Origin of the sequence: Methyloligella sp. GL2 (genome assembly GCF_013341275.1) — a bacterium.
In the GTDB taxonomy this organism is placed as follows: domain Bacteria; phylum Pseudomonadota; class Alphaproteobacteria; order Rhizobiales; family Methyloligellaceae; genus Methyloligella.
The window spans coordinates 286,193-309,762 of the sequence record NZ_CP054476.1 but is presented as its reverse complement, the minus strand read 5'-3'; the positions used below and the strand labels follow the sequence as shown (position 1 = coordinate 309,762).

Genomic DNA, 23,570 nt, shown 5'->3' with positions numbered 1-23,570 from the left:
TTTCTATCGGTCGTCGGGAGAGGCTTTGCATCCGGGACGGAACGAACAATGAGCCGGCTGCTTCGACCGGCCCGTAATCCTCTGCCATCCCGGCCTGGAGCGCGCGCGGGCTCTACGGCATGATGGGTGTCCCGAGAATTTTCATGAGTGCTGACGTGCCGATCACCTATTCCCAAGAGCCCGAGCTTTCCGCCGAAGACTTCCAGGCCATCCTGAACAGCTCGACTTTGGGCAATGCCCGCCCCGCCGAGGATCTTGCTCGGCTCGATAAGATGCTGCGCAACGCCGACATCGTCGTCACCGCGCGCGACGGCGGAAAGCTCGTCGGCGTCTCCCGCGCTATCACCGACTTCGCGTTCTGCTGCTATCTCTCCGATCTCGGCGTCGACGTCGCCTATCAGCATCAAGGTATCGGCAAGTGCCTGATCGCCGAGACCCACAAGGCCGCCGGGCCCGGCTGCCGCCTGTTCCTGATCGCCGCGCCGGAGGCGGAGACCTATTACCCGAAAATCGGCATGGACCACGAGCCCCGCTGCTTCTCGCTGCCGCGCGAGGGGTAGCGACCCCGCGGTGGGCACGGCCTTCACCTCTTCCCAGCGGGGAGAGGTCGGATGCGGAGCATCCGGGTGAGGGGGCAAGCACGGGCTGGTCCTCCCCCCTGAAAGGGGGGAGTTAGAGGGGGGTCTGTTTTCGGCGTTTCGGAATCAGTCGGGTGACCGCCCCCCACCCCGACCCTCCCCCTTCTAGGGGGAGGGAGTGCGCCGTGCCGCACCGCGTCCGCCACACGCTCTGTCGTCATCACCGGGCTTGTCCCGGCGATCCACGAACACTTCGATAAGATGATGGATCTCTGACGCGGATACCCGGCACAAGGCCGGGCATGACGGAGGTGAGCCCCTAGCTCTCCGGCAAAGCCTCAGGCGCACTGCCTTCCAGCAAGTCTTCCGCATCGTCTTTCAGCTTCGTGCCCGTCAGGCCGAGCTCGAAAGCGCGGGTCGCCAGCCAGGCGATCTTGGCGGCGGCGTCCTTCGGCGAGATGCCGCCTTTGCGGATATTGGAGATGCAGTTGCGGTCCGCGTCGGAGCGGCCAGACTTGGGATCGAAGGTGAGATAGGCGCCGAGACTATCGGCGGCCGAAAGCCCCGGCCGTTCGCCGATCAGGATGATGGCGAGCCGCACATTGAGCGCTTCGCCGATCGGATCGGACAGCGCCACGCGGCCCTGTTCCGCCAGCACGATGGGCGCAATGCCTTGCGGCTCTAAGGCCTCCGCCACCGCAAGCGCCGTCTCCGCGCCATAAGTATTCACCGCATAGGCCGAGAGCCCTTCGGAGATGATGATGGCGACGCCGCCGTCATTGCCGATATCGCGCAACGCTTGCGCTGACTCGGCATCGAGCTTGCGGCCGAGATCGGGGCGGCGCAGATACGTCGCCCGGTCTGCCGCCTGGCTCTTCACCCGGATTACCTCGCGGCCGGCGGCTTTCAGCGTCGCCTCGATGGCATCGGCATCGCAGCTGGCATGCACCGCATCGCGCGCCCGCGCATGAGCCTCGGAGAAATCCAGATGTGCGGCGGTGGGAAGCCCGGCACCGAAACGGCCGAGCCCGATGCGGGCCTCGGTGAAGCGCTTCAGCGGCGCCAGCGGATGGCCCGCAGGCGCAGCCGGTTTCTTGCCGCTCGAGACCGGCTCGTCCGCCACTACGCCGCCTCCAGCTTGGCCTGGCCGAGCAGCCGCGCCGCCCGCTCATGGCTTGCCGGCAGCAGCACGCCGTCCGAATCGAACAGCCCGGCCTCGACCATCCAAGCCTCGAACTCGGGCGCCGCGCGCAGGTTCAGCACCTGCCGGATATAGGCGGCATCGTGATAGGAGGTGGACTGGTAGTTCAGCATGATGTCGTCCGAGCCGGGGACGCCCATGATGAAGTTGACGCCCGCCACGCCGAGCAGGGTCAGCAGGTTGTCCATGTCGTCCTGATCGGCCTCGGCGTGATTGGTGTAGCAGACGTCGCAGCCCATCGGCACGCCGAGCAGCTTGCCGCAGAAATGGTCCTCCAGCCCGGCGCGGATGATCTCCTTGCCGTCATAGAGATATTCCGGGCCGATGAAGCCAACCACGGTGTTCACCAGCAGCGGGTCGAATTCCCGCGCTACGGCATAGGCGCGCACCTCCATGGTCTGCTGATCGATGCCGTGATGGGCGTCCGCCGAGAGCGCCGCGCCCTGGCCGGTCTCGAAATACATCACGTTGGAGCCGACCGTGCCGCGCTTCAGCCCGCGCGCCGCGTCATGCGCTTCGCGCAGCATGGAAAGCGAGATGCCGAACGAGCTGTTCGCCTTCTCCGAGCCAGCGATGGACTGGAATACCAGATCGACCGGCGCGCCGCGCGACATGCAGTCGATGGCGGTGGTGACGTGGGCCAGCACGCAGGACTGCACCGGGCAGCCGAGACGAAGCCGCAGCTCCTCGATCAGCTCCAGCAGCCGGCGCATCGCGGCCGGGCTGTCGGTCGCCGGGTTGATGCCGATCACCGCATCGCCGCAGCCGAATTGCAGCCCGTCGACGATGGAGGCGGCGACGCCCTTCGGATCGTCGGTCGGATGGTTCGGCTGGATGCGCACCGAGATATGACCGGGAAGCCCCACCGTGGTGCGGAACGCCGTCACCACCGGGCGCTTCTTGGCCACCGCGATCAGATCCTGATTGCGCATGATCTTGGAGACGGCGGCGACCATCTCTGGGGTGAGTGCCCATTTCAGATCGGCGATGGCTTCCGGCGTTGCGGCCTCCGACAATAGCCACTCGCGAAATTCGCCCACCGACCAGTTGGCGATGGGGGCGAAGCCTTCCGCATCGTGCTGCTCGTAGATCAGCGCCGAGACCTCGTCCTCGTCCGGATCGATCAGCGGCTCGTTGAGAATCTCCGCCAGGGTGGTGTCGGCGAGGCGGCGCTGCGCTTTCACCCGCTCTTCCTGGCTCAAAGCGGCGACCTCAGCGAGGAAGTCGCCGGAGCGTGCAGGCGAGGCTTTCGCCATCAAGCTTTTCAGTGGTTCTTGCGTGCCCATTTCAGCTTCCCTTTGGTGGAGTAACGAGCGCGAGCGCCGAAGCATGCATCCCGCTAGCAAACCACGAATCACAAGAAGCTCAAGCCGCAAATCGCCGCCGGGCCAACATTTGCCTTCACACGACACGGCCTCCGCACCAGACGGGCAAATGCAGCGCGCTACTCCGCTGCCGTCGCCGCGAACGGGCCGTAATAGGGCGCGCGATCGGCTCTTTGCGGAAAGCCGTCCTGCAGCCGTGCCGCCACATGGCGCTGGATCAGCCAGATCGGCTCCTCCAAATGGCTTAAGCGCCCGCGCACCACTTTCGAGGAGTGAAGCCCCCGCTGCACGGCCACATTCATCAGCATGTCCTCGGTGTGGAATTCGCGCAGCATCTCCGTCTCGCTCTTCACCGTCTCGGCGAAATCCGGCGCCTCCAGAGCCTTCTTGGAGACCAGCGTCGTGGTCATCAGCTTGCAGCGCTCCGCCGAGATCGGCAGTAGGCGATACCAGAAGGTGCGGTCGTTACCGGCCAGAAACATGAAGCAGGGAAACCCGACGAACAGGCTCCACTCGGTGAGCTGCTGCTCGCTCAAGCCTTCCACCGGGGTGAAAGAGCTGGAGGCTTTCTCGCCGCCTTTCGCCAGATCCTGCACCTCGGCCCGCACCTTGTCGGTGAAGGGCAGATGCGCATGGATGAAATGCGGCTGCTCGGCGCTGGACCAGGTGAACTGGCCCGGCATGGAGACGTTCAGGGTTTGGCTGTGGGCGCCGATGTGATGATAGGACTCCATCCAGTTCTCGATCATCACCTTCCAATTGAAGTTGCACTCCCATTCCAGCTCGATGACGACTTCCATCTCGTGTGCATTCCAGGGCGCGATGGCGGTGCCGAAATCGGCGTATTGCTCGCAGAGCGGCTCGGCCTTGCCGTCGAGGTTGACGAACACGAAGCCGTTCCAGATCTCGCTGCGGAAGGTCGCCAGACGCCAGTCGGATTTGTCGAAGCCTTCAGCATTCTGCATCTGCGGGCAGCCGCGCAAGCTTCCGTCGAGATTGTAGGCCCAGCTGTGATAGGGGCAGACGAAGACGCTCTTCTGCCCCTCGCGCGGGATGTCCATTTCCTCGGGCAGAATGTCGATGGAGCGGTGGGCGCAGACCCGAGACAGCACGCGAATCTCGCCCTCGCGGTCCCGCACCGCCATCATCGGCTCGTCCAGAAGATCGACGGCGACGTAGTCGCCCGGCTCCTTCAGCTGCGAGACATGGGCGATGCACATCCAGCCGGCGGCCAGGATCTTCTCCTTCTCCAGCTGAAAGTAGTCCTCGTCCGTATAGGCCGCCGCCGGCAGGGTCGAGGCCCGCTTCAGGGGAAGCGCCGCCGTCTCGATAATGTCGGCAACAAGCGAGTTCAGCTTTTCGTCGCTTCTCGGCGCGTCATTCAGGTTGCTCACGATCGCCCTCCATCAAATCCCAAATTCTCGTCTCACGGCTTGTGCGATCAGCGTCACGTGATCGTCCATCAGCCATCCGCCAATCTCGGCCGAGGCGCCCTGCGCCACGGCGAGCACGCCCGATTCCGGCACCCCGCCGTCCGGCATCGGGGTCAGGTCGTAGGGCGGAAATTCCGCCGGCCCGTCATCGGGCATCTTCTCTGGGGAAACGAGATCGGGCCGGAGCAGCAGCATCAGCGAGGTCTCGAGCAGGCTCGCATGCTCGAGCTCGATGCCCGGAAACCCGTCCGGAAAGATCTTCGCCAGCGTCTCCGGCTGCACGAAATCCCAATATTCCAGCCGCATCGTCTTGGCGTCGGCGATGCCGTCGCGGCGCAGCTCCCGCATGGCGAGGTCGATCCCCTCGATCGCCGGCCAGGCATTCTCGCAATGGCCGTTCACCACCACGAAGCGGCGGGCGCCATGGCTGCCCAGATCGTAGAGCACGTCCCGGACCACCAGCGACAGCGTATGGGCGGCAAGGCTCGTCGTGCCGGGAAAGGACTGCCCGCCGCCGGAACGGGCTTGCGATTTGTAGCCATAGGGAATCGCCGGGGCGACGATGCCGCCGGCCTGGCGCGCCACGGCCTCGGCAACCGCCGTCGGCAGCACGATATCGACGCTAAGCGGCAGGTGCGGACCATGCTGCTCGGTGGCGCCGAGCGGCAGGAATACCGGCGCGCCCGCCTCCATCTTGTTTTCGAATTCGGGCCAACTCAGCTCGGCCATAAAGACGGGGGTCACAGGCTGCGCTCCCCTAATGCATCGCCGCGCCGCCATCGACGCTGAAGCATTGCCCGGTGACGTAGCCGCAGCGCTCGCTGGCCAAGAACACCACTATGGACGCGACCTCTTCCGGCCGGCCGATCCGCCCCAGAGGGTTGGAGACGTCCAGCGCCTGCACCTCAGCCGGCGCATTGTCGAAATCCAGCAGCGGCGTATCGATCGGGCCCGGCGCCACCGCGTTGACCAGAATGTTGGGGGAGAATTCCCGCGCCCAGGAGCGGCTGAGCGAAAGCATCGCGCCCTTGGTCGCCGCATAGACCGAGGAGCCGGCCCGGCCGAGATAGGCGAGCTCAGAAGCGATATTCACGATCCGGGCGCCGTCGGAGAGATGCCGCAGCGCCGCGCGCGTCACCAGGATCGGCCCGCGCAAATTCACCGCGATCATCCGGTCCATATCGGCGATCTCGATATCCCGCAGCGAGGAGGGGATCTCGATCCCGGCGCAATTGACCAGAATGTCGAGCCCGCCGAGCCGGGCGATGGCCTGCTCGATCCCCCGGTCCACAGCGGTCACGGACGCGATATCGGTGCCGATCACCTCGAAGCCGCAGCGCGAGACATCCTCGATATCCAGCCCCACCACCTCGACGCCTTCGGCGACCAAAGCTTTGGCGATGGCTTTGCCAATGCCGCTTGCCGCCCCGGTCACCAGCGCGCGCTTTCCCTTAAGGCCCGTTTCCACATCGTCCTCCGTGGTTTCTGGGCCAAAGCGTCGGGTATCCGTCGGGGCTTGCGAAGCCGCAAACCGGCAATGTGAGTCATTGATCAGATTTATGACCCGGTCCAAACTGCGCGCGGCATGTCCGATACTCCGCACAGCTCCAAACCGATGCCGATCGATCCGGCCCTGTTTCGGCGCATCGACCTCAACCTGTTCAAGATCTTCCGCGAGATCGCCCGCGCCGGCGGCATCGGCGCGGCGGCCCGCCGCCTCAATTTGCAGCAGCCTTCCGTGAGCCTGGCCTTGAAGCGGCTTGAGGATCATCTGGAGACCGAGCTCTGCATAAGGTCGTCGAAAGGCGTCGAGCTCACCCCGGCAGGGCGCATCGTCGCCGGCTTCGTCGATCAGCTCTTCCGCCAGATCCAGGTACTGCCCCAATCGGTCGCCGGCGCATCCGGCGAGGTGGAGGGGCTGCTGACCATCCGCGCCGTCTCCGGCGTCGCCTCCCGCGAGCTGGACGAGACCATCGGTTCCCTGGCGCGGCGCCATCCCGGCATTCGCCTGCGCCTCGATATCGCGCCGCGGCGCATCGTGCTGCAGGCCCTGGTCAAGGACGCCGCCGAAGTCTGCATCGCCTTTGACGCAGCGCCCCGTGCCGATCTCTTCTACGAGCCCCTGATGCGCGAGTTTCAGCAGCTCTATTGCAGCCGCCATCACCCGCTCTGGGGCGCCAAGGTCAAAAATCCGGAAGTCTTGAGCAAAGAGCGCGTGATCCTCACCGGCTCCGACGAGCCGGAGGATGTCGGCCATTTCCGCAACCGCTATCAGCTCGGGCTTGCCCCGGCGGGCGAAGCGGAGAACCTCGCCGAGGCGCGCCGCATGATCGCCGCCGGCTGCGGCATCGGCTTCCTGCCCACCACCATCGCCGAAGAAGGGGTGAAGCAAGGCCAGCTCTGGCCGCTCCTGCCCGATGCCATGCTGCCCAACTACCTGCTCTATCTGGTCACCAAGCCGGAGGCCCAGCAGACCTTGCCGACCCAGATATTCCTCGCCGAGATCCGCCGCCGTCTCGCCGCCCGCGGCACGCCGATCTGATGCAGCCGAACGCGCAAAACGCGAAAATCTGCTCTAGGATCGCAGCCGCCGATTTCAGATAGGACGCTCGTGGCCTTCACGCTCCGCCAGCTTCAATATTTCGTCGCCGTCGCCGACAAGGGCAGCATTTCCAAGGCGGCCCAGTCGCTCTCCATCTCGCAGAGCGCCATCACCGAGGCAATCAAGGATCTGGAGCGCGATCTCGGCGTCAGCCTGTTCGAGCGCCATTCCCGCGGCCTGACCATCACTCATAAGGGCCATCAATTCCTGCGCCATTCGACCACCATCCTGGGCCAGGTCTCCGATGCACGGCACGCCTTCTCCGAGGATCAGCAGACCCAAGGCGGCAGTCTGCATCTCGGCGTCACCTCCCTGGTCGCCGGCTATGTGCTCTCCGATATCCTCGCCCGCTACCAGCGCGCCTTTCCCGCCGTCGAGGTGAGCGCCATCGAAGATAGCGGCGAATATCTGGAGCATCTGCTGATCGGCGGCGAGCTCGATGTGGCGGTCACCGTGATCTCCGCGCTTCGCGACCGGCTTGCTTTGCAGGCGGAGATTTTGGAGGTCTCGCCCTACCGGCTCTGGCTTCCCCTCGGCCACCCGCTGGCCACCGCCGAAAGCGTGCAGCTGGCCGAGGTGACCGCCGAGCCGCTGATCATGCTGAACATGGAGGAGATCGAGGAGGCGACGGACAAGCTGTTAAGCGCGCTTGGCACCAAGCCCAAGGTCGCCTTCCGCACCCGTTCGGTGGAGGCGGTGCGCAGCCTGGTCGCCACCGGTGCCGGCGTCGCCCTGCTGCCCGATCTCGTCTATCGCCCCTGGTCGCTGGAAGGCGACCGCATCGAGAGCCGCGATGTCTCCGGGCGCCTGCCCGTGGTTCAGGTCGGCATCGTCTGGCGCAAGGGCTCGCCGCTCCCCCGCGCCGCCCGCGACTTCATCGGCGTCGCTCAGGCCCAGCGCACTCTCGGCCAGCGCTAGCGGCGCGATGGATGTTCACCTCCCCCCAGTGGGGAGAGGTCGGATGCGAAGCATCCGGGTGAGGGGGTGAAAAATACGGCTGGTTCAATACCCCCTCACCCCAACCCTCTCCCCTCGAGGGGAGAGGGCGTAGGCTGTGCCGGTCTGGTCCGACACAGCCCCGCTTCCCGGGCACGGCGGAATCCTCCCCCCTAAAAGGGGGGAGCGAGAGGGGGGTCGGCTTCGGCTTTTCGGGATCGATTGGGATGGCGGACCCCCGCCCCACCCCTCCCCCTTCTAGGGGGAGGAAGTTGGCCATGCTCGCGCGCTCTGGCCGTGAGGTTCGGGTTGCACAACCGAGCTATCGGAAAATCCGATATCACCGTTCTGAGAATTGAATTTGCGAACGCGAAATCGGAGCGTAACCTCAACGCTAGGACGAGACCGCGCTGGAGATTACGGCGCGCCAGGACTGGGGAGACGTAGCGTATGAAGCGTTCATTCAAGACTTTTACTGCCATCTTGGCCGTATCGGCCTTTGTCAGCCAAACCACCATCTCCGCCGCTGCCGCCGCCGAAATGCTCCAGAAGCTCGGCGACGGTGAGGGTGAAGTCAGCATCGTCGCCTGGCCCGGCTATATCGAGCGGGGCGAGACCGACGAGAATTACGACTGGGTGACCGACTTCGAGGAAGAGACCGGCTGTAAGGTCAACGTCAAGACCGCCAACACCTCCGACGAGATGGTCGCGTTGATGAACCAGGGCGGCTTCGACCTGGTCACCGCCTCGGGCGACGCCTCCCTCCGCCTGGTGGCGGGTAAGCGCGTCCAGCCCATCAATGTCGATCTGATCCCGAGCTGGAAGACAATCGACGACCGTCTGAAGGATGCCCCCTGGCACACTGTCGACGGTGTGCATTACGGCGTCCCCTATCAGTGGGGCCCCAACGTCCTGATGTACAACACCGATGTCTTCAAGGAAGCGCCGAAGAGCTGGAACGTCGTCTTCGAGAAGCAGGACCTTCCCGACGGCAAGACCAATGAAGGCCGGGTCCAGGCCTATGACGGCCCGATCTACATCGCCGACGCCGCCAACTATCTGATGGCCCACAAGCCCGAGCTCGGCATCAAGGACCCCTACGAGCTGAACGAGGAGCAATACAAGGCCGCCCTCGACCTGCTGCGCGGGCAGCGCAAGCTGGTCAGCCGCTACTGGCACGATGCCTTTATCCAGATCGACGACTTCAAGAACGAAGGCGTGGTCGCCTCCAGCTCCTGGCCCTTCCAGGTGAACCTGCTGGCCAGCGAGGATGCGCCGATCGCCTCCACCATCCCCGAGGAAGGCGCCACGGGCTGGGCCGACTCCACCATGATGCATGCCGATGCCGAGCATCCGAACTGCGCCTATATGTGGATGGAGCACTCCTTGAAGCCGAAAGTGCAGGGCGATCTCGCCGCCTGGTTCGGCTCCGTGCCGGTCGTCCCCGCCGCCTGTAAGGGCAACGAGCTTCTCGGCGACGAGGGCTGCAAGACCAACGGTTTCGAGGATTTCGACAAGATCAAGTTCTGGCGGACGCCGGTTGCCGATTGCGACAGCCAGGATGAGTGCATCCCCTATTACCGCTGGGTCTCGGACTATATCGGCGTGATCGGTGGCCGCTGATCTCGCCGAACTGGACAGGGAGCAGGCAAAGGGGTCGGGCGCTGCTGCGGCAAGCCGCAAACGCGCCCGGCCCCCGCGCTTCGAACCGGACGGGACCAAGCGCGCCCCGCAAGATCCTGCTCAGTCCAAACGCACCCAGACCATGACCTCCGCTGTTCGCTTCAAGAATGTTTGCCGCCATTTCGGCGCCATCCGCGCCGTGGATGGGCTGAACCTGGAGATCGCGCCGGGCGAGTTCTTCGCTCTGCTCGGCCCCTCCGGCTCCGGCAAGACCACCTCCTTGCGCCTGATCGCCGGCTTCGAGCGGCCGACTGCAGGCCATATCGAGATCTTCGGCGAACGGGCCGATGCCATCCCGCCCTACCGGCGCAACGTCAACACCGTGTTCCAGGACTACGCCCTGTTCCCGCATCTTTCGGTACTGGAGAACGTCGCCTACGGGCTGAAGATGAAGGGCGTCGCCAAGAAGCAACGCCTCGCCCGCGCCGAGGAGCTGCTGGAGCTGGTGCAGCTTCCCGGCTATGGCGACCGCAGCCCGGCCAAGCTTTCCGGCGGTCAGCGCCAGCGCGTCGCCCTCGCCCGCGCGCTTGTCAACGAGCCGAAAGTGCTGCTGCTCGACGAGCCTCTGGGTGCCCTCGATCTGAAACTCCGCGAGCAGATGCAGGAGGAGCTGAAGAGCCTGCAGAAGCGGCTCGCCATCACCTTCGTCTTTGTCACCCACGATCAGGGCGAAGCGCTCTCCATGGCCGACCGCATCGCCGTGTTCAACGAGGGCAAGATCATGCAGGTGGGAACGCCGGAGGAGATCTACCGCGCGCCCCGCTCCCGCTTCGTCGCCGATTTCGTCGGCTCCTCCAACGTGCTGCCGCCGGACCTGGTGGAGAGGCTCACCGGCACCCGCGCCTGGGCCAGCCTCCGCCCCGAGGCGGTGCGTCTTGTGTCCCGCGGCGGCCATAGCGCCACCCTCGTCTCGTCGAGCTTCCTCGGCGCCCAGCGCCGCGCCGTGTTCGACTTCGACGGCTTCCAAATCACCGCCCTGCTTGCCGCCGACGCCAAGTTGCCCGAACCGGGCAAGACCGCACGCCTCGCCTGGGGCGAGTCGGACCTCCATCTCATGGAGGACGAGCCGGTCGACGGGCCGGAGGGCGCCGCATGAGCAGCGCCGCCGCTGCCATCCTGCCGCCGCGCGGCGGCCCGTCCGGCGCTGCCTCGGATGCGTTTTGGCGGCACCCGAAATTTCTGCTGCTTCTGCTGCTGACCCCGCCGCTGCTCTGGCTCGGCATCATCTATCTCGGCTCGCTCTTCGCGCTGCTCGCCCAGAGCTTCTTCGCCATCGATCATTACACCGGGATGATCGACTACACCCCGACGCTGCGCACCTATCGCGAGCTTCTCACCACCCCGGCCAATCTCGACATCATCGTCCGCACCGTGCTGATGGCCGCCTGCGTGACGCTGTTCTCCGCGCTGATCGCCTTCCCCATCGCCTATTACGCCGCCCGCTATGCCCGCGGGAAATGGAAGGCGCTGTTCTATCTCGGCGTGATGCTGCCGCTGTGGTCCAGCTATCTGGTCAAGATCTATGCCTGGAAGCTGATCCTCGCCAAGGAAGGCATCTTCAACTGGGTGCTCGCCAAGCTGCATCTCTACTGGCTGCTCGACGCCTATCTCTCTTTGCCGGTGATCGGCGGCAACTCTCTCTCGGTCAGCTATACCGGCACCTTCCTAGTCTTCGTCTATGTCTGGCTGCCTTACATGATCCTGCCGCTGCAGGCGTCGTTGGAGCGGCTGCCGAACAATCTGCTCGAGGCCTCCGCCGATCTCGGCGCCGCCCCGCGCCAGACCTTCTGGTCGGTGATCTTTCCGCTGGCCCTGCCCGGCGCCATCGCCGGCTCGATCTTCACCTTCTCGCTGACCCTGGGCGACTACATCATCCCGCAGATCGTCGGCTCATCGCGCCTGTTCATCGGCCAGGCCGTCTATATGCAGCAGGGCACCGCCGGCAACATCCCGCTCGCCGCCGCCTTCACCGTCGTCCCCATGGTCATCATGGGGTTCTACCTCTGGATGGCGAAACGCATGGGGGCTTTCGATGCGCTCTGATCCGAACGCCCGCGCACCCCTGGGGCTGAAGCTCGCCGCCGCCGCCGGCCTGCTCTTCATGCATGTGCCGATCCTGCTGATTTTCGTCTACGCCTTCACCACCGAGGAGAAGTCGTATCAGTGGCCGCCGCCCGGCTTCACCTTGCGCTGGCTCGAGGTCACGTGGAATCGCGTCGATGTCTGGCAGGCTCTGTGGCTTTCCGTCCAGGTCGCCACGGTGGCGACCCTGCTCGCCATGCTCCTCGGCACGCTTTGCGCCGCCGCCGTCTCCCGCACTCGCTTCTTCGGCCGCGAGACCATTTCGCTGCTGGTGATCTTGCCCATCGCGCTGCCCGGCATCATCACCGGTATCGCGCTTCGCTCCGCTTTCAGCCTGGCCGACATCCCGTTTTCGTTCTGGACCATCGTGCTTGGCCACGCGACCTTCTGCATCGTCGTCGTCTACAACAATGCCGTCGCCCGCTTCCGCCGCACCGCCGGCAATCTGATCGAAGCCTCGATGGATCTCGGCGCCGACGGCTTCCAGACTCTGCGCCACGTGATCATGCCCAATATCGGCACCGCGCTGCTTGCCGGCGGCATGCTCGCCTTCGCGCTGTCTTTCGACGAGGTCATCGTCACCACCTTCACCGCCGGGCAGCAGCAGACCCTGCCCATCTGGATGCTGGAAGAACTGGTGCGCCCGCGCGAGCGCCCGGTCACCAATGTCGTCGCCATGGTGGTGGTGCTGGTGACCTTCCTGCCGATCCTCGGCGCCTACTACCTGACCCGCGGCGGCGACAGCCCGGCCGCCGCCGAGAAGTGACAAGCGTAAGGAGAGCCAAAATGGATATCGTGAACCCAGAAAAAATCGACACCGACATGCTGATCGGCGGCAGCTTCGAGGCCGGCACCGAGACCCCCGAAGACATCGTTGACCCCAAGACCGGCAAGGTGATCCTGCATCTGCCGGAAGCCTCCGACAGCCAGATCGAGAAGGCGGTCGCCGCCGCCGACACCGCCTTCCAGAGCTGGTCGCGCACCACGCCGGCCGAGCGCTCCGCCTATCTTCTCAAGATCGCCGACAAGCTCGAGGCCGAGGCGGACGGCTTCGCCGCGCTGGAGGCGCTGAACTGTGGCAAGCCCATCGGCATGGTGAAGGAGGACGAGCTCCCGGCCATTGTCGATTGCTTCCGCTTCTTCGCCGGCGCGGTGCGCTGCATGCCGGGCAATGCGGCCGGCGAATATATCGAAGGCCACACCTCGATGATCCGCCGCGATCCCATCGGTATCGTCGGCTCCATCGCGCCGTGGAACTATCCGCTGATGATGATGGCCTGGAAGCTGGCCCCGGCCATCGGCGGCGGCAACACCGTGGTGTTCAAGCCCTCCGAGCAGACCCCGCTCACCGCCCTGAAGATGGCCAAGATCATGGCCGACGTTCTGCCCGAAGGCGTCGTCAACGTGATCCTCGGCCGCGGCGAGAGTGTCGGCAACGCCCTGATCAATCACCCCAAGATCAACATGGTCTCGCTCACCGGCGATATCGCCACGGGTAAGAAGGTGCTGCAGGCAGCGGCGAAATCGGTCAAGCGCACCCATCTGGAGCTCGGCGGCAAGGCGCCGGTCGTGGTCTTCGACGATGCCGATCTCGACGCCGTGGTCGAGGGGCTGAAGATCTTCGGCTATTACAATGCCGGCCAGGACTGCACCGCCGCCTGCCGCGTCTATGCCGCGCCGAAAATCTACGACAAGCTGGTGGCCGATCTCTCCAGCGCCGCCGGCAGCATCGTCTTCGGCGCCGAGGACGATGCCTCCAACGAGATGGGGCCGCTGATCTCCGCCCGCCAGCGCGAGCGCGTGGCAAGCTTCGTGGAGCGGGCCGGCGAGCAGAGCCATATCGAGATCACCGCCGGCGGCAAGCCGGGCGAGGGCGGCGGCTTTTTCTATCAGCCGACCGTGGTCGCCGGTGCCCTGCAATCCGACGAGATCGTCCGCCGCGAAGTGTTCGGCCCGGTCATCTCCGTCACTCGCTTCTCCGAGGTCGACGAGGCCGTCGCTTGGGCCAACGATTCCGATTACGGCCTCGCCTCTTCCGTTTGGACCAAGGATGTCGGCAAGGCCATGGAGACCGCGGCGCGGCTGCAATATGGCTGCACCTGGATCAACACCCACTTCATGCTGACCAATGAGATGCCTCATGGTGGCATGAAGCAATCCGGCTACGGCAAGGACATGTCGCTCTACGCGCTGGAGGACTACACCGTCGTCCGCCACGTGATGATCGCGCACTGATCGGAGCTTCGGGTACGAATCTGAGAAGCGCCGGCCTTCGTGCCGGCGTTTTCTTTTTGGGGCTTGCCCGGAAGTCCCGTACGCACGCGCAAAGCCGTCCGGCTTGTCTCCCATCGCCGCTTCGGCCAATCTTGCGCGCAAATCCCGGCTGCTTTGCCGCCGGGGCATGCAACGGTTTCCGGAGAGGCTTCGTGGCAAAGACCAAATCGAAAGCGGCGAAGTCGAAACCTGCGGGAACCAAGCCGGCGGTGGCCAAGAAGCGGCCGCTGATCGAGCCCGGCGCGCCCTCGCGTCCCGAGGAGCTTTCCGCCGAATCGCCGATCAACCGGCGCATCGGCGACGTGATCCGCCGCCATCGCAAGGCCCATGGCCTCACGCTGACCCAGCTTGCCGCCGGGGCGGGGCTTTCCACCGCCAATCTCAGCCGCATCGAGACCGGCAATGTCGCAGCGAGCTATGAGAGCCTGGAGCGCCTCTCCCAGGCGGTCGGGCTGACTCTCGGCGATCTGTTTGCCGAGGTCTCCGCGCCCCGCGGTCGGGCTTTGCTGCTGCATCCGGAGCAGCAGACCGAGGTGACCCGCAGCGGCAGCGCCCATGGCCATGTCTATAAGCTGATCTCGTATAATCGCGGGCCGGGCAGGCCTTACGAGAGCTTCTACATCACCATGGACCGGGAGTCGGATGTCTATCCCCGCTTCCGCCATCCGGGCACCGAGATCATCTACATGCTGCGCGGCGCCATGGATTACCGCTATGGCGATGAGATCTACCGGCTCGAAGCTGGCGACGCCTTCACCTTCGCCGCCGAGATCGAGCACGGGCCGGAGAAGCTGCATAGCGACGACATCGCGCTTCTCTGCACTATCATCTACGACAGCTAAGCGGCCGGCGCGCGCCTTGCGCTCCCCGCGCCCCGCGCAGCTGTGCAACGCGGGATGCGCGGGATCGGTTGACAGGCAAGGCGTATTGCATATCAAATAAAAATGTTGCGCTATATGCAAAGCAAGATTTGCCGCCCGAACCGCGCGCCTAAGGATCTCAAACCGAGGAGAGACCGCATGCTCAGCCTGACCGACGATCAGATCGAACAATACCGCCGCGACGGCTTCCTCATCGTCGACGACATTATTGGCGAGCAGGCGGCGGCAGACGTCCTCTCCCGCTACGAGCCGCTGTTCGAGAAGGGCGAGTTCGAAACCGGAGTCCGGCCCGACGAGGTCAACCTGCCTGAAGGCGGCAAACCCTACACCAAGCAGATCTGCAATGGCTGGCGCGCCGATCTCACCGTCGCGCGCAACGTCATGGATGCCGGCATCGGCGAGGCCTGCGCCCGCCTCGGCGGCTGGGACGGCGCCCGGCTGATGGTCGACAACCTGCTGTGGAAGCCGCCGGAAGGCCGCCCCATCGGTTTCCACCAGGACAGCATGTACGCCACCTGGTTCGACAAGCCCGGCATGGCCAGCTGCTGGATCGCGCTGGACAAGACGACAGCCGAAGGCGGCACGCTGATGTATATCCGCGGCTCCCATAAATGGGGCGAAGCGCAGCCGATCCTGAAATTCCACGGCCCCGAGGACGATCTGAAAGAAGCCCGCGAATGGGCCGAGTCGCAAGGCTACGAAATGGAGCTGGTGCCGATCGAGGTGCCGCCCGGCGGCGGCGCCTTCCACGATGGCTGGCTGTGGCACGGCTCGCGTATCAACGCCATGGATGTGCCGCGGCGGAGCATCGCCATTCACATGGTCTCGTCGGATGTGAAATTCGCACCCGAGAATTTCGGCGTTGGCAACGGCCCGATGTATGGCCGCTATATGCGCTTCGGCTCCAACGAGGTGGAAGAGAGCCACTTCCCCATCACCTGGCATCGCAGCGGCTATCGCACGCCGGGCCTCGATGAGTATGTGGCGCGCGGCCCCTTCGTCAGAGAGGCGGCGGCAAGCGCCGCGTAGTCTCTAAACCGAATCCCGGGGATCGCGGCCGAACGCGGCCAGCGCCTCCTCCATCAGGGCGAGGCGCGCCAGCGCAGGGCGCCAGAGCGGATCCTCCGGCGTGATGCCGGTCAGCGGCGGCAGACCTTGCATAGACTCTTGCGGGCCGAACGAGCCGCGTTCCGCCAGTGCTTCGCAGCGTTCGGCGATTTGCAGCACACGCTCCCGCAGCGCCTCCGGCGGCGGTCCGGCGCCTTTGCGCAAAGCATTGGCCAGTGCCTCGGCGAACAGCAGCGAAGAGGCGTAGAGCCGGATCGCATGGCGCGAATAGCGGGCGGCGAGCTCCTGCACCGTGACCGCGGCAAGCCGCCCGCGCACCGACCAGCGGGCATCGGAGCGCGCCGCCTGAATGCCGGTGCCGAGCATCACGAGATCGGCATGGGCCACCGACAGTTCGTGCAGCGCCGCCTTCGCATCCTCCTCGTCGTCTGTCCGCAGCGCTTCGGCACAGCCGCGAAGACCGCCGGCCAGATCGCGCAGCAGCTTCTGCGCTGCCGTGTTGATGCCGACCAGAGGATCCGGCGTCATCAGCACCTGGCTGAATAGAAGCCCGACCGACGCGCCGATGGCGACATCGGCCAGCCGCACGAAGCCGGCCGTATCGGAGCCGATCGCGAGCACCAGCACCGCCGAGACCCCGGCCTGGATTGGCACCACCGGCGGCACGCCGAACAAAGAGGCGATCAGGATCGAGAAGAACGCCGCACCCAGCATGCGCGCCAGGGGTACGATATCGGGAATTGTCAGGGCGATCTCACCGACCACGATGCCGATGGCGACGCCGGCCATCAGCCCCGCCGCTTGGCGCACGTGATTGGGAAGCCCCGGCGCCAGGCAGATGATGGCGGCAATCGCCGCGAAAACCGGCCGCGGATGGCCGAAGATCTCTTGCGCCAGGAAGAAGGCCAGCCCCGCGGCCGCCGCCGTGGCGGTGGCGTCGCGAAACCCTTCCCGCCAGCGCAGGTGGAGCATCGCCCTGAGATCGTCGCGCTTGAACGCCGTCTTGTCAGCCATTGCCGAACGCCTCCCTTCAAGGGGCGATCATAGGCTGATTCACCCGCCGGGCGGCAGGTGGCGCCGGCAGGTTTCCCGCTTTAGCGTTTTCGCGCCACCAGATCGATCAGCGCCGACATGCCCTTATGCCCGGTGCCCTCCTCGATCTCCCGCTCATAGGCGCTAAGCCGCAGGATCTCCATATCGCCGAAGGCCTCCCGCAGCATCTCTTCGGTGTACATGTTCTCCGGGTCCGGCGGGCCGCCCGTGCCGTATTCGATCTGCTTCGGCGTATAGCCGTGCAGCAGCAAGATCCCGCCGGGCTTCAGGGTCTGCTTGATCCCGGCGAAGACCGCGGGGCGGCGATGCGGCGGCACGAATTGGAAGAAGATCGCCGCGACCACGTCGTAAGTTTCCGGCTCCCATTGCCAGTCGAAGAGATTGGCGAGGCGGAAATCGATCGTAACATCGCGCTCCTTGGCCAGCGCCTTGGCCTTCTCCACGCCGATATCGGACGCGTCCATCGCCGTCACCGAAAGCCCCTTCTCGGCGAGGAAGACGGAATTCCGCCCCTCGCCATCGGCGACCGCCAGCGCCTTGGCGCCTTGCGTCAGATAGCTCGCCTGCTCTTGCAGAAACAGCGCCGGCTCGGTGCCGAAGCGATACCCCGGCGCCGCATAGCGCTCGTTCCAGAAATCCTTGGCGGCGTGCAATGGATTGTCCATCGAAACTCCCTTCTCTCGCGCCTCGCATTGTCGAAAGCCAATATGGGGATGCGCCGCGGGAGGTCCATGCCACGCTGCGCATTCGCCGCATGGCGCGCGACAATCGTTCGTAAAAATCGAACATTGCGTAAAATATAATGCGTTGGATCGAATGAAAGCGTGACGCCATGTTCGGCTCAAGACAAGGAGCCGGACATGCCATCGACCCAACTCGAAGCTGTAGAGACGCGCGAAACGCAGACGGCGGAAACCGCCGCTGCGCCGTCTCTCACCGGTCTCCTCCCCGGCCTGCTGCTCACAGGCGGCATCGCTGCTGCTGCCTTTGCCCTGCACGCGATACCCGGCATCTCGGCGCTGAGCCCGATGATCCTGGCGATCCTCATCGGCATCGCCGCCCATAACCTCGTCGGCACGCCCGCCTGGGCCAAGCCCGGGGTCGCCTTCTCGCTCCGCCGCGTGCTCCGCCTCGGCGTCATCCTGCTCGGCTTCCAGCTCACCGCCGCGCAGGTCGTCGCGGTCGGCGGGCGCGGGCTTCTAGTGATCGTCCTCACGCTTCTTGCCACCTTCGCCTTCACCCTGTGGCTCGGACGCCGGCTGAAGGTGGAAGAAAAGCTCACCCAGCTCATCGCCGCCGGCACCTCGATCTGCGGCGCTTCGGCGGTGATCGCCACCGACACCGTTACCGAGGCGCCGGACGAGGATGTCGCCTATGCCGTGGCTTGCGTCACCGTGTTCGGCTCCATCGCCATGGTGACCTATCCGCTGCTGCCGGGTCTGTTGCATCTGTCGCCCCACGAATTCGGCCTCTGGGCCGGCAGTTCGATCCACGAGGTCGCGCAGGTCGTCGCCGCCGCCTATCAGGACGGCCAGCAATCGGGCGATTTCGGCACCATCGCCAAACTCTCCCGCGTCATGCTGCTGGCGCCCATGGTGATCAGCCTCGGCATCGTCGCCTCCCGCCATCGCAGCAACGGGACGGGCGGCAAAGGAAAGCGGCTGCCGCTGCCTTGGTTCGTGCTCGGCTTCGTCGCCGTGATCGCCATCAACAGCGCGGTTCCGATTCCCACTGAGGCGAAATCCGTCCTCGTGCCGGCCACCACGGTGCTGCTCTCCATGGCGCTTGCCGCCATGGGGCTGGAGACCGATATCGCCAAGTTGCGCGCCAAGGGGCTGCGTCCGCTGCTTGTCGGTGCCGGTGCGTTTCTCTTCATCGCCAGCTTTAGCCTGCTGCTGGTGAAGCTGATGATGTAGAACATGCGTATGACCCTGGAGCAGCTCCGCATCTTCGTTGCCGTCGCCGAGCATGAGCACGTCACCCGCGCCGCTGCCGAGTTGCATCTCACCCAGTCGGCGGTGAGTGCGGCGGTGGCGGCGCTGGAGGCGCGCCATGCGGTGAAGCTGTTCGATCGCGTGGGGCGCAATATCGCGCTCACCGAGGCGGGGCGCTTATTCCTGGTCGAGGCCCGCGGCGTGCTGGCCCGGGCCGCGGCGGCCGAGCAGGTGCTCGCCGATCTCGCCGGGCTGAAGCGGGGCAGCCTGAAGCTTGCCGCCAGCCAGACCGTCGCCAGCTATTGGCTGCCGCCGCTGATGCAGCGCTACCGTGCAGAAAATCCCGGCATCAGTTTGAGCCTGAGCATCGGCAACACCGCGAGCGTCGTCGCCGCGGTGCAGGACCGCAGTGCCGATATCGGTTTCATCGAAGCGGAGATCGATCACCCCACACTGTCCGCCGAATGCGTCGGCAAGGATCAGCTCGTTCTTGCCGCCAGCAAGGCGCTGGCCGAACAGCTCGGCGGCGCACCGCTCACCGCGGCGCAGCTGAAAGCGCTGCCCTGGGTGTTCCGCGAGCCCGGCTCCGGCACCCGCGTGCTGACCGAAGCGGCGTTGGCCGAGCAGGGCGTGGATCTCGCCGATCTGGATATCGTGCTGGAGCTTCCGTCCAACGAGGCCGTGCGCGCCGCCATCGAGTCGGGCAAGGCTGCGGCAATCCTGTCGGAACTTGTCGTCGCCGCAAATCTTGAATCCGGGTCTCTGGTGCCTCTCGCCTTCCCGCTTCCCAAGCGCTGCTTCTATCGGCTTGGCCATAAGGAGCGCAGCACCACCAAGGCCGAGGCGGCGTTCGATGCGCTGATCGCAGCCGCGCGGCCGCTTCCGTGCAGTTGACGCGGTAATTGCGAGCTGATTCAAAAGCGCCAAGCCGCAGTCTTCGGGGAGTTCAATGACGGCGACCAATATCTGCCTCGTGCTCGTCGCCCTGCTGTGCACCGGCATCTTCTTCAATCCGAAGCTTCTGAAATCGCAGAATTGGCAGGCCACGGTCACCCCGCTGGCCTCTATCATCGGTTCCGGGTTTCTGGTTGCCGGCCCGATTCTCGGCCATGCCGCCGGCGAGCTGGCCTGGGTCGCCATGCTCGGCCTGTGCGGTGCGGGCTATCTGTTCGGCGCCGCCATCCGCCACAACATCCTCCATGTCGAGCCGGAGCTTGCCGACAAGCCGCGCGCCTCGGTGCAGGTGCTGGAGCGGGCTTCCGAGCTTGCCCTGCTGCTCGCCTATTTCGTTTCCGTCACCTACTACCTCAATCTCTTCGCCGCTTTTGCGCTGCGCATCGACGACCTCACCAACCCGGTCTGGATCAAGATCGCCGCCACCATCGTCATCGGCGGCATCGGGCTGATCGGCCTGCGCGGAGGGCTCGACGCGCTGGAGCGGCTGGAGCTCGGCGCCGTCGGGCTGAAGCTTTCGGTGATCGGCGGGCTGTTCGCCGCGCTGATTGCCGCGACCGTGATCGCGCTTTCCGCCGGCGATTTCGGCTGGCATCTCACCCCCCACCCGCGCGGCTTCAAAGAGGTGGAGATGCTGCTCGGGCTGGTGATCCTGGTGCAGGGCTTCGAAACCTCCCGCTATCTCTCGGGCGGCTACGATCCCAAGACTCGGGTCAAGACCATGCGCTGGGCGCAATGGATCTCCACCGCCATCTATGGCCTCTTCATCCTGCTGGTGACGCCCTATTTCACCGGGCGCCTGCCGGCGGAAGGTGGCGAGACGGCGATCATCGATATGCTGGCCCCGCTCGGTGCGGCGGTGGCGCCGATGATCATCATCGTGGCGCTCGCCTCGCAATTCTCCGCCGCCGTCGCCGATATGAATGGCGCGGGCGGGCTAATGTCGGAGAGCACTGGACACCGGGTCAAGGTCGAGCTCGGCAATCTGATCACCGCGATCGCCGCCATCGCCATCACCTGGGTCGCCGATATCTATCAGATCATCACCTACGCCTCGAAAGTGTTCGTCGCCTATTACGCGCTGCAATCCTTGCAGGCGGCGCTGTCGGCCTGGCGGCGCAAGGACTATTGGCTTGTGGCCCTGTTCGGCTTCGCCGTAGCTCTGGCTCTGGTGGTGATCATCTTCGCCATCCCCGCAGGCGTGTAAGGCGCGGCTTAGTAGAGCCGCAGATACTCGTTCACCTCCCAATCGGTGACCGCTTGGTGATAGCGCTCCCACTCATCCGTTTTGTAGGCCAGATAGGAGTTCAGCATCACCGGCCCGAGTACGGCTTCGGCTAACGGATCGGCACGTAGCGCCTCCGTCGCCATCATCAGATTGCGCGGCAGCCGCTTGATGCCAAGCGCATCGAACTCTTCTTGCGTCATGGCATAGAGATCGCGGTCCGTCGCAGGCCCCGGATCCATCTCCCCCGTCACCCCTTCCAGCGCGGCGCCAAGCGTCATGGCGAAAGCCAGATAGGGGTTCATGCACATATCGGCGGCGCGGTTCTCGATGCAGTAGCGGTTCTGCGGCAGGCGGAACTGCGCCGAGCGGTTGTTATGGCCGTAGGTGATGTTGGTCGGCGCCCAGGTGACGGTGCCGCCTTCGAACCCGCCGACCCGCGGCACCAGCCCGTTATAGGAATTGACCGTCGAGCAGGTGATTGCGGTCAGCGCTTCGCCGTGAGCCATCAGCCCGGCGACGGCGGAGAGCGCCGGTTTGCTCCAGCCCTCTTGCTTGGAGCCGAACAGGTTCACGCCGGGATTGTCGGCAGCCTGCAGCGAGAAATTGATATGCGCGCCGGAGCGCCAATCGCCTTGCGTCGGCTTCGGCATGAAGGTGACGAACATGCCGAGATCCTTCGCCACCTCCTTTAACAGGATGCGCAGGAACACCAGCCGGTCCGCCATGCCGAGAAGATCGGTGAAGCCGAAATCCAGCTCGAATTGGGAATAGGCCCCCTCGGCGACCACGTCGTGCAGCTCCCAGCCGAGCCCGTTCAGCATCTCGATCACCGGCTTGAAGAAGGCCATAGAATCGAGCGAATGCTCCACGTCGTAGCCGAACGCCTGGCGCCGCGGGCGAAGCCCGTGCTGCGGATCGGTGTCGATCGCTTTGACCGGTTGGCCGTCCTCGTCATAACGCATGACGATGAATTCCGGCTCCACCCCGGCAAAGCCGAGATAGCCCTTTTGCTTCGCCTCAAACATCGCCCGCTTCAGCGCCTGGCGCGAGCAGACATTATAGGGTGCGCCCTCCCAGAAGAGGTCGGCGAAGATGATGGCGACGGAAGGATCCCACGGGCAGACATAAATCGCGTCGAGATCGGGCACCATCACCTGATCCGGATCGGCCGGGGTCAGCTCCGGCACGAAGGAGATCGAATGGGTGGCGAATTGCGGCCCCTTGCCCATGCAGAGATCTTCGAAATCGCAGATCGGCACCGGCTTGGTCTTGGGTTGGCCGAACAGATCGATCCAGCAGGAGAAAATGTATTGCACCCCGGCGGCTTCCAGCTCGCGCCGCACCTCGGCGACACGGGCCTCCGACGGCAGGGCCTCGGCAAATGTCTCGGCATAGGCGGTCATGATGCATCTCCCCCAACTGAGTGCGGATTGCGTTTGGCTTCCGCTAGTGAAATGCGGAATACGCAGATACACAATATAAAAATACGTAAAACGTAATATAGAGGCAGAAAAAACAGGAGATGCGCAGAAATAGGACGGTCTGCCCTGCGAAGGCGTAAACGCGCCACGCGCGCCAATACGTTGGGTAACCCTATGGAAAATCTGCTGAAAACCGGTGGGATATCTGGGGACGACGCTTAGGGCGCGTCGAAGAAGCGCTTCAGCAGGAACTGGTTCTTATACATCTTGAGGCCGGTCATCACCTCGACCGAGGCGATATCCGGACGGGCGTAGCAATGCTCGGTGAGGAACGGCGTCAGCTGCTCCTCGGCACTCAGCACCAGCTCGACCAGAAGATCGTAGCGGCCGCTGACCCAAAGCACATAGACCACCTCGCTATGCCGGCCCAGCCGCTCGGCGACCTCGGCCGGCGTGGCGCCGGGGGCGACCTTGATGCCGAGCATGGCATCGGCCTTGTACTGCACCACCGTCGGATCGACCACCGCGGCGATGGTCATCACCCCGGCCTCTTTCATCCAGGTGACGCGGTTGCGTACCGTGCCTTCGGAGACGTCCAGCCGCTCGGCGATCTCGCGGAAGCTCATCCGCCCGTCGACCTGCAACAGCTGCACGATCTTCTGGTTCAGCGCGTCGTACGGCGAGGACCGCGCCGAAAGTGCGGAACGCTCAGCTTCGGTCTCGGCGGGCAAGTTTGCGTCGTTGGACATCGGGAACGAGTTTCTCCTGGACCGCGCCGGGCCACAAGCAAGGCGGCGGATAGGCAGCGCTTCGAAGCGGAGTGTAGCAAGACTTGCCGGCTTGTCGCCGCGCTTCGGATGTCCACCCACACCCACCGCCAAAACAGCACCGCCGCGCATGAAGCCCAAGCCTTTGCC

Annotated in this window: 22 protein-coding genes; 13 read left to right on the top strand and 9 right to left on the bottom strand. The window is 65.0% G+C overall.

The features are described from left to right. The first annotated feature begins 143 nt into the window (after positions 1 to 143). Entirely contained in the window at positions 144 to 560 is a 417-nt protein-coding gene (locus HT051_RS01450) for a GNAT family N-acetyltransferase (protein WP_174540383.1), read from the top strand. Positions 561 to 897: 337 nt separating this feature from the next. On the opposite strand, the gene eutC is transcribed toward HT051_RS01450, so the two are convergent. The 5 genes from eutC to HT051_RS01425 all read right to left on the bottom strand — a co-directional run bounded on the left by eutC (position 898) and on the right by HT051_RS01425 (position 6,005). Then, complete coding sequence (eutC, locus tag HT051_RS01445; RefSeq protein ID WP_246810136.1) at positions 898 to 1,701, bottom strand: ethanolamine ammonia-lyase subunit EutC; 804 nt, start codon at positions 1,699 to 1,701, stop codon at positions 898 to 900. Continuing rightward, positions 1,701 to 3,035: an ethanolamine ammonia-lyase subunit EutB gene (locus HT051_RS01440; protein WP_305798174.1), complete on the bottom strand. Its 1,335-nt coding sequence runs from the start codon at positions 3,033 to 3,035 to the stop codon at positions 1,701 to 1,703. Before HT051_RS01440 ends, eutC begins: the two co-directional genes overlap by 1 nt. 188 nt (positions 3,036 to 3,223) lie before the next feature. Then, positions 3,224 to 4,498, bottom strand: coding sequence for an aromatic ring-hydroxylating dioxygenase subunit alpha (locus HT051_RS01435; protein ID WP_174540381.1), 1,275 nt, complete (start codon positions 4,496 to 4,498; stop codon positions 3,224 to 3,226). Between the two features lie 12 nt (positions 4,499 to 4,510). After that, entirely contained in the window at positions 4,511 to 5,281 is a 771-nt protein-coding gene (locus HT051_RS01430) for a creatininase (protein ID WP_333502644.1), read from the bottom strand. A gap of 13 nt (positions 5,282 to 5,294) precedes the next feature. Next, positions 5,295 to 6,005: an SDR family NAD(P)-dependent oxidoreductase gene (locus tag HT051_RS01425; protein ID WP_174540379.1), complete on the bottom strand. Its 711-nt coding sequence runs from the start codon at positions 6,003 to 6,005 to the stop codon at positions 5,295 to 5,297. A gap of 117 nt (positions 6,006 to 6,122) precedes the next feature. On the opposite strand from HT051_RS01425, the gene HT051_RS01420 reads away from it, so the two are divergent. The 9 genes from HT051_RS01420 (at position 6,123) to HT051_RS01380 (ending at position 16,024) form a co-directional block, all read left to right on the top strand. Continuing rightward, positions 6,123 to 7,079, top strand: a complete 957-nt coding sequence (locus HT051_RS01420) for a LysR family transcriptional regulator (protein WP_246810135.1) — start codon at positions 6,123 to 6,125, stop codon at positions 7,077 to 7,079. A 69-nt stretch (positions 7,080 to 7,148) separates the two neighbouring features. Further along, entirely contained in the window at positions 7,149 to 8,057 is a 909-nt protein-coding gene (locus HT051_RS01415) for a LysR family transcriptional regulator (protein ID WP_174540378.1), read from the top strand. Between the two features lie 468 nt (positions 8,058 to 8,525). Next, positions 8,526 to 9,698, top strand: a complete 1,173-nt coding sequence (locus tag HT051_RS01410; RefSeq protein WP_174540377.1) for an ABC transporter substrate-binding protein — start codon at positions 8,526 to 8,528, stop codon at positions 9,696 to 9,698. A 142-nt stretch (positions 9,699 to 9,840) separates the two neighbouring features. Further along, the gene (locus tag HT051_RS01405) at positions 9,841 to 10,854 is read left to right on the top strand and encodes an ABC transporter ATP-binding protein (protein WP_174540376.1); all 1,014 of its coding nucleotides are present in this window, start codon (positions 9,841 to 9,843) and stop codon (positions 10,852 to 10,854) included. Continuing rightward, on the top strand, positions 10,851 to 11,801 hold the full coding sequence (locus HT051_RS01400; protein WP_174540375.1) for an ABC transporter permease: 951 nt from the start codon (positions 10,851 to 10,853) through the stop codon (positions 11,799 to 11,801). The genes HT051_RS01405 and HT051_RS01400 overlap by 4 nt, the downstream gene beginning before the upstream one ends. After that, positions 11,791 to 12,606, top strand: a complete 816-nt coding sequence (locus HT051_RS01395) for an ABC transporter permease (protein ID WP_174540374.1) — start codon at positions 11,791 to 11,793, stop codon at positions 12,604 to 12,606. The genes HT051_RS01400 and HT051_RS01395 overlap by 11 nt, the downstream gene beginning before the upstream one ends. Positions 12,607 to 12,650: 44 nt before the next feature. Further along, a complete protein-coding gene (locus HT051_RS01390) occupies positions 12,651 to 14,075 on the top strand; it encodes a gamma-aminobutyraldehyde dehydrogenase (RefSeq protein WP_174542809.1) in 1,425 nt (474 codons plus the stop codon). Positions 14,076 to 14,266: 191 nt separating this feature from the next. Next, positions 14,267 to 14,956, top strand: coding sequence for a helix-turn-helix domain-containing protein (locus HT051_RS01385; protein WP_174540373.1), 690 nt, complete (start codon positions 14,267 to 14,269; stop codon positions 14,954 to 14,956). A 177-nt stretch (positions 14,957 to 15,133) separates the two neighbouring features. Continuing rightward, on the top strand, positions 15,134 to 16,024 hold the full coding sequence (locus tag HT051_RS01380) for a phytanoyl-CoA dioxygenase family protein (protein WP_174540372.1): 891 nt from the start codon (positions 15,134 to 15,136) through the stop codon (positions 16,022 to 16,024). A gap of 3 nt (positions 16,025 to 16,027) precedes the next feature. Here HT051_RS01380 and HT051_RS01375 read toward each other — a convergent pair whose 3' ends face one another. Continuing rightward, on the bottom strand, positions 16,028 to 17,077 hold the full coding sequence (locus tag HT051_RS01375; protein ID WP_246810134.1) for an aromatic acid exporter family protein: 1,050 nt from the start codon (positions 17,075 to 17,077) through the stop codon (positions 16,028 to 16,030). Positions 17,078 to 17,157: 80 nt separating this feature from the next. Continuing rightward, complete coding sequence (locus HT051_RS01370; protein ID WP_174540371.1) at positions 17,158 to 17,781, bottom strand: cyclopropane-fatty-acyl-phospholipid synthase family protein; 624 nt, start codon at positions 17,779 to 17,781, stop codon at positions 17,158 to 17,160. Positions 17,782 to 17,976: 195 nt separating this feature from the next. Here HT051_RS01370 and HT051_RS01365 point away from each other — a divergent pair, with 195 nt between their 5' ends. From HT051_RS01365 to HT051_RS01355, 3 genes are read left to right on the top strand one after another with little or no spacing between them, the layout of a single operon-like run. Continuing rightward, positions 17,977 to 19,032 carry a YeiH family protein gene (locus HT051_RS01365; RefSeq protein WP_174540370.1) on the top strand — a complete coding sequence of 352 codons (1,056 nt, stop codon included), beginning with the start codon at positions 17,977 to 17,979 and terminating at the stop codon, positions 19,030 to 19,032. A 9-nt stretch (positions 19,033 to 19,041) separates the two neighbouring features. Continuing rightward, positions 19,042 to 19,944, top strand: coding sequence for a LysR substrate-binding domain-containing protein (locus HT051_RS01360; protein WP_174542807.1), 903 nt, complete (start codon positions 19,042 to 19,044; stop codon positions 19,942 to 19,944). A 55-nt stretch (positions 19,945 to 19,999) separates the two neighbouring features. Then, a complete protein-coding gene (locus HT051_RS01355) occupies positions 20,000 to 21,211 on the top strand; it encodes a hypothetical protein (protein ID WP_174540369.1) in 1,212 nt (403 codons plus the stop codon). Positions 21,212 to 21,219: 8 nt separating this feature from the next. Here HT051_RS01355 and HT051_RS01350 read toward each other — a convergent pair whose 3' ends face one another. Beyond that, on the bottom strand, positions 21,220 to 22,635 hold the full coding sequence (locus HT051_RS01350) for a glutamine synthetase family protein (RefSeq protein WP_174540368.1): 1,416 nt from the start codon (positions 22,633 to 22,635) through the stop codon (positions 21,220 to 21,222). A 236-nt stretch (positions 22,636 to 22,871) separates the two neighbouring features. Then, positions 22,872 to 23,402: an Lrp/AsnC family transcriptional regulator gene (locus HT051_RS01345; protein WP_174540367.1), complete on the bottom strand. Its 531-nt coding sequence runs from the start codon at positions 23,400 to 23,402 to the stop codon at positions 22,872 to 22,874. Positions 23,403 to 23,570: the final 168 nt, after the last annotated feature.

Coding starts and splice junctions, on each gene's coding strand:
- HT051_RS01350 (WP_174540368.1), bottom strand. CDS start 22,635: ATGACCGCCTATGCCGAGACATTTGCCGAGGCCCTGCCGTCGGAGGCC.
- HT051_RS01375 (WP_246810134.1), bottom strand. CDS start 17,077: ATGGCTGACAAGACGGCGTTCAAGCGCGACGATCTCAGGGCGATGCTC.
- HT051_RS01370 (WP_174540371.1), bottom strand. CDS start 17,781: ATGGACAATCCATTGCACGCCGCCAAGGATTTCTGGAACGAGCGCTAT.
- HT051_RS01395 (WP_174540374.1), top strand. CDS start 11,791: ATGCGCTCTGATCCGAACGCCCGCGCACCCCTGGGGCTGAAGCTCGCC.
- HT051_RS01405 (WP_174540376.1), top strand. CDS start 9,841: ATGACCTCCGCTGTTCGCTTCAAGAATGTTTGCCGCCATTTCGGCGCC.
- HT051_RS01360 (WP_174542807.1), top strand. CDS start 19,042: ATGACCCTGGAGCAGCTCCGCATCTTCGTTGCCGTCGCCGAGCATGAG.
- HT051_RS01450 (WP_174540383.1), top strand. CDS start 144: ATGAGTGCTGACGTGCCGATCACCTATTCCCAAGAGCCCGAGCTTTCC.
- HT051_RS01365 (WP_174540370.1), top strand. CDS start 17,977: ATGCCATCGACCCAACTCGAAGCTGTAGAGACGCGCGAAACGCAGACG.
- HT051_RS01420 (WP_246810135.1), top strand. CDS start 6,123: ATGTCCGATACTCCGCACAGCTCCAAACCGATGCCGATCGATCCGGCC.
- HT051_RS01345 (WP_174540367.1), bottom strand. CDS start 23,402: ATGTCCAACGACGCAAACTTGCCCGCCGAGACCGAAGCTGAGCGTTCC.
- HT051_RS01400 (WP_174540375.1), top strand. CDS start 10,851: ATGAGCAGCGCCGCCGCTGCCATCCTGCCGCCGCGCGGCGGCCCGTCC.
- HT051_RS01355 (WP_174540369.1), top strand. CDS start 20,000: ATGACGGCGACCAATATCTGCCTCGTGCTCGTCGCCCTGCTGTGCACC.
- HT051_RS01410 (WP_174540377.1), top strand. CDS start 8,526: ATGAAGCGTTCATTCAAGACTTTTACTGCCATCTTGGCCGTATCGGCC.
- HT051_RS01440 (WP_305798174.1), bottom strand. CDS start 3,035: ATGGCGAAAGCCTCGCCTGCACGCTCCGGCGACTTCCTCGCTGAGGTC.
- HT051_RS01380 (WP_174540372.1), top strand. CDS start 15,134: ATGCTCAGCCTGACCGACGATCAGATCGAACAATACCGCCGCGACGGC.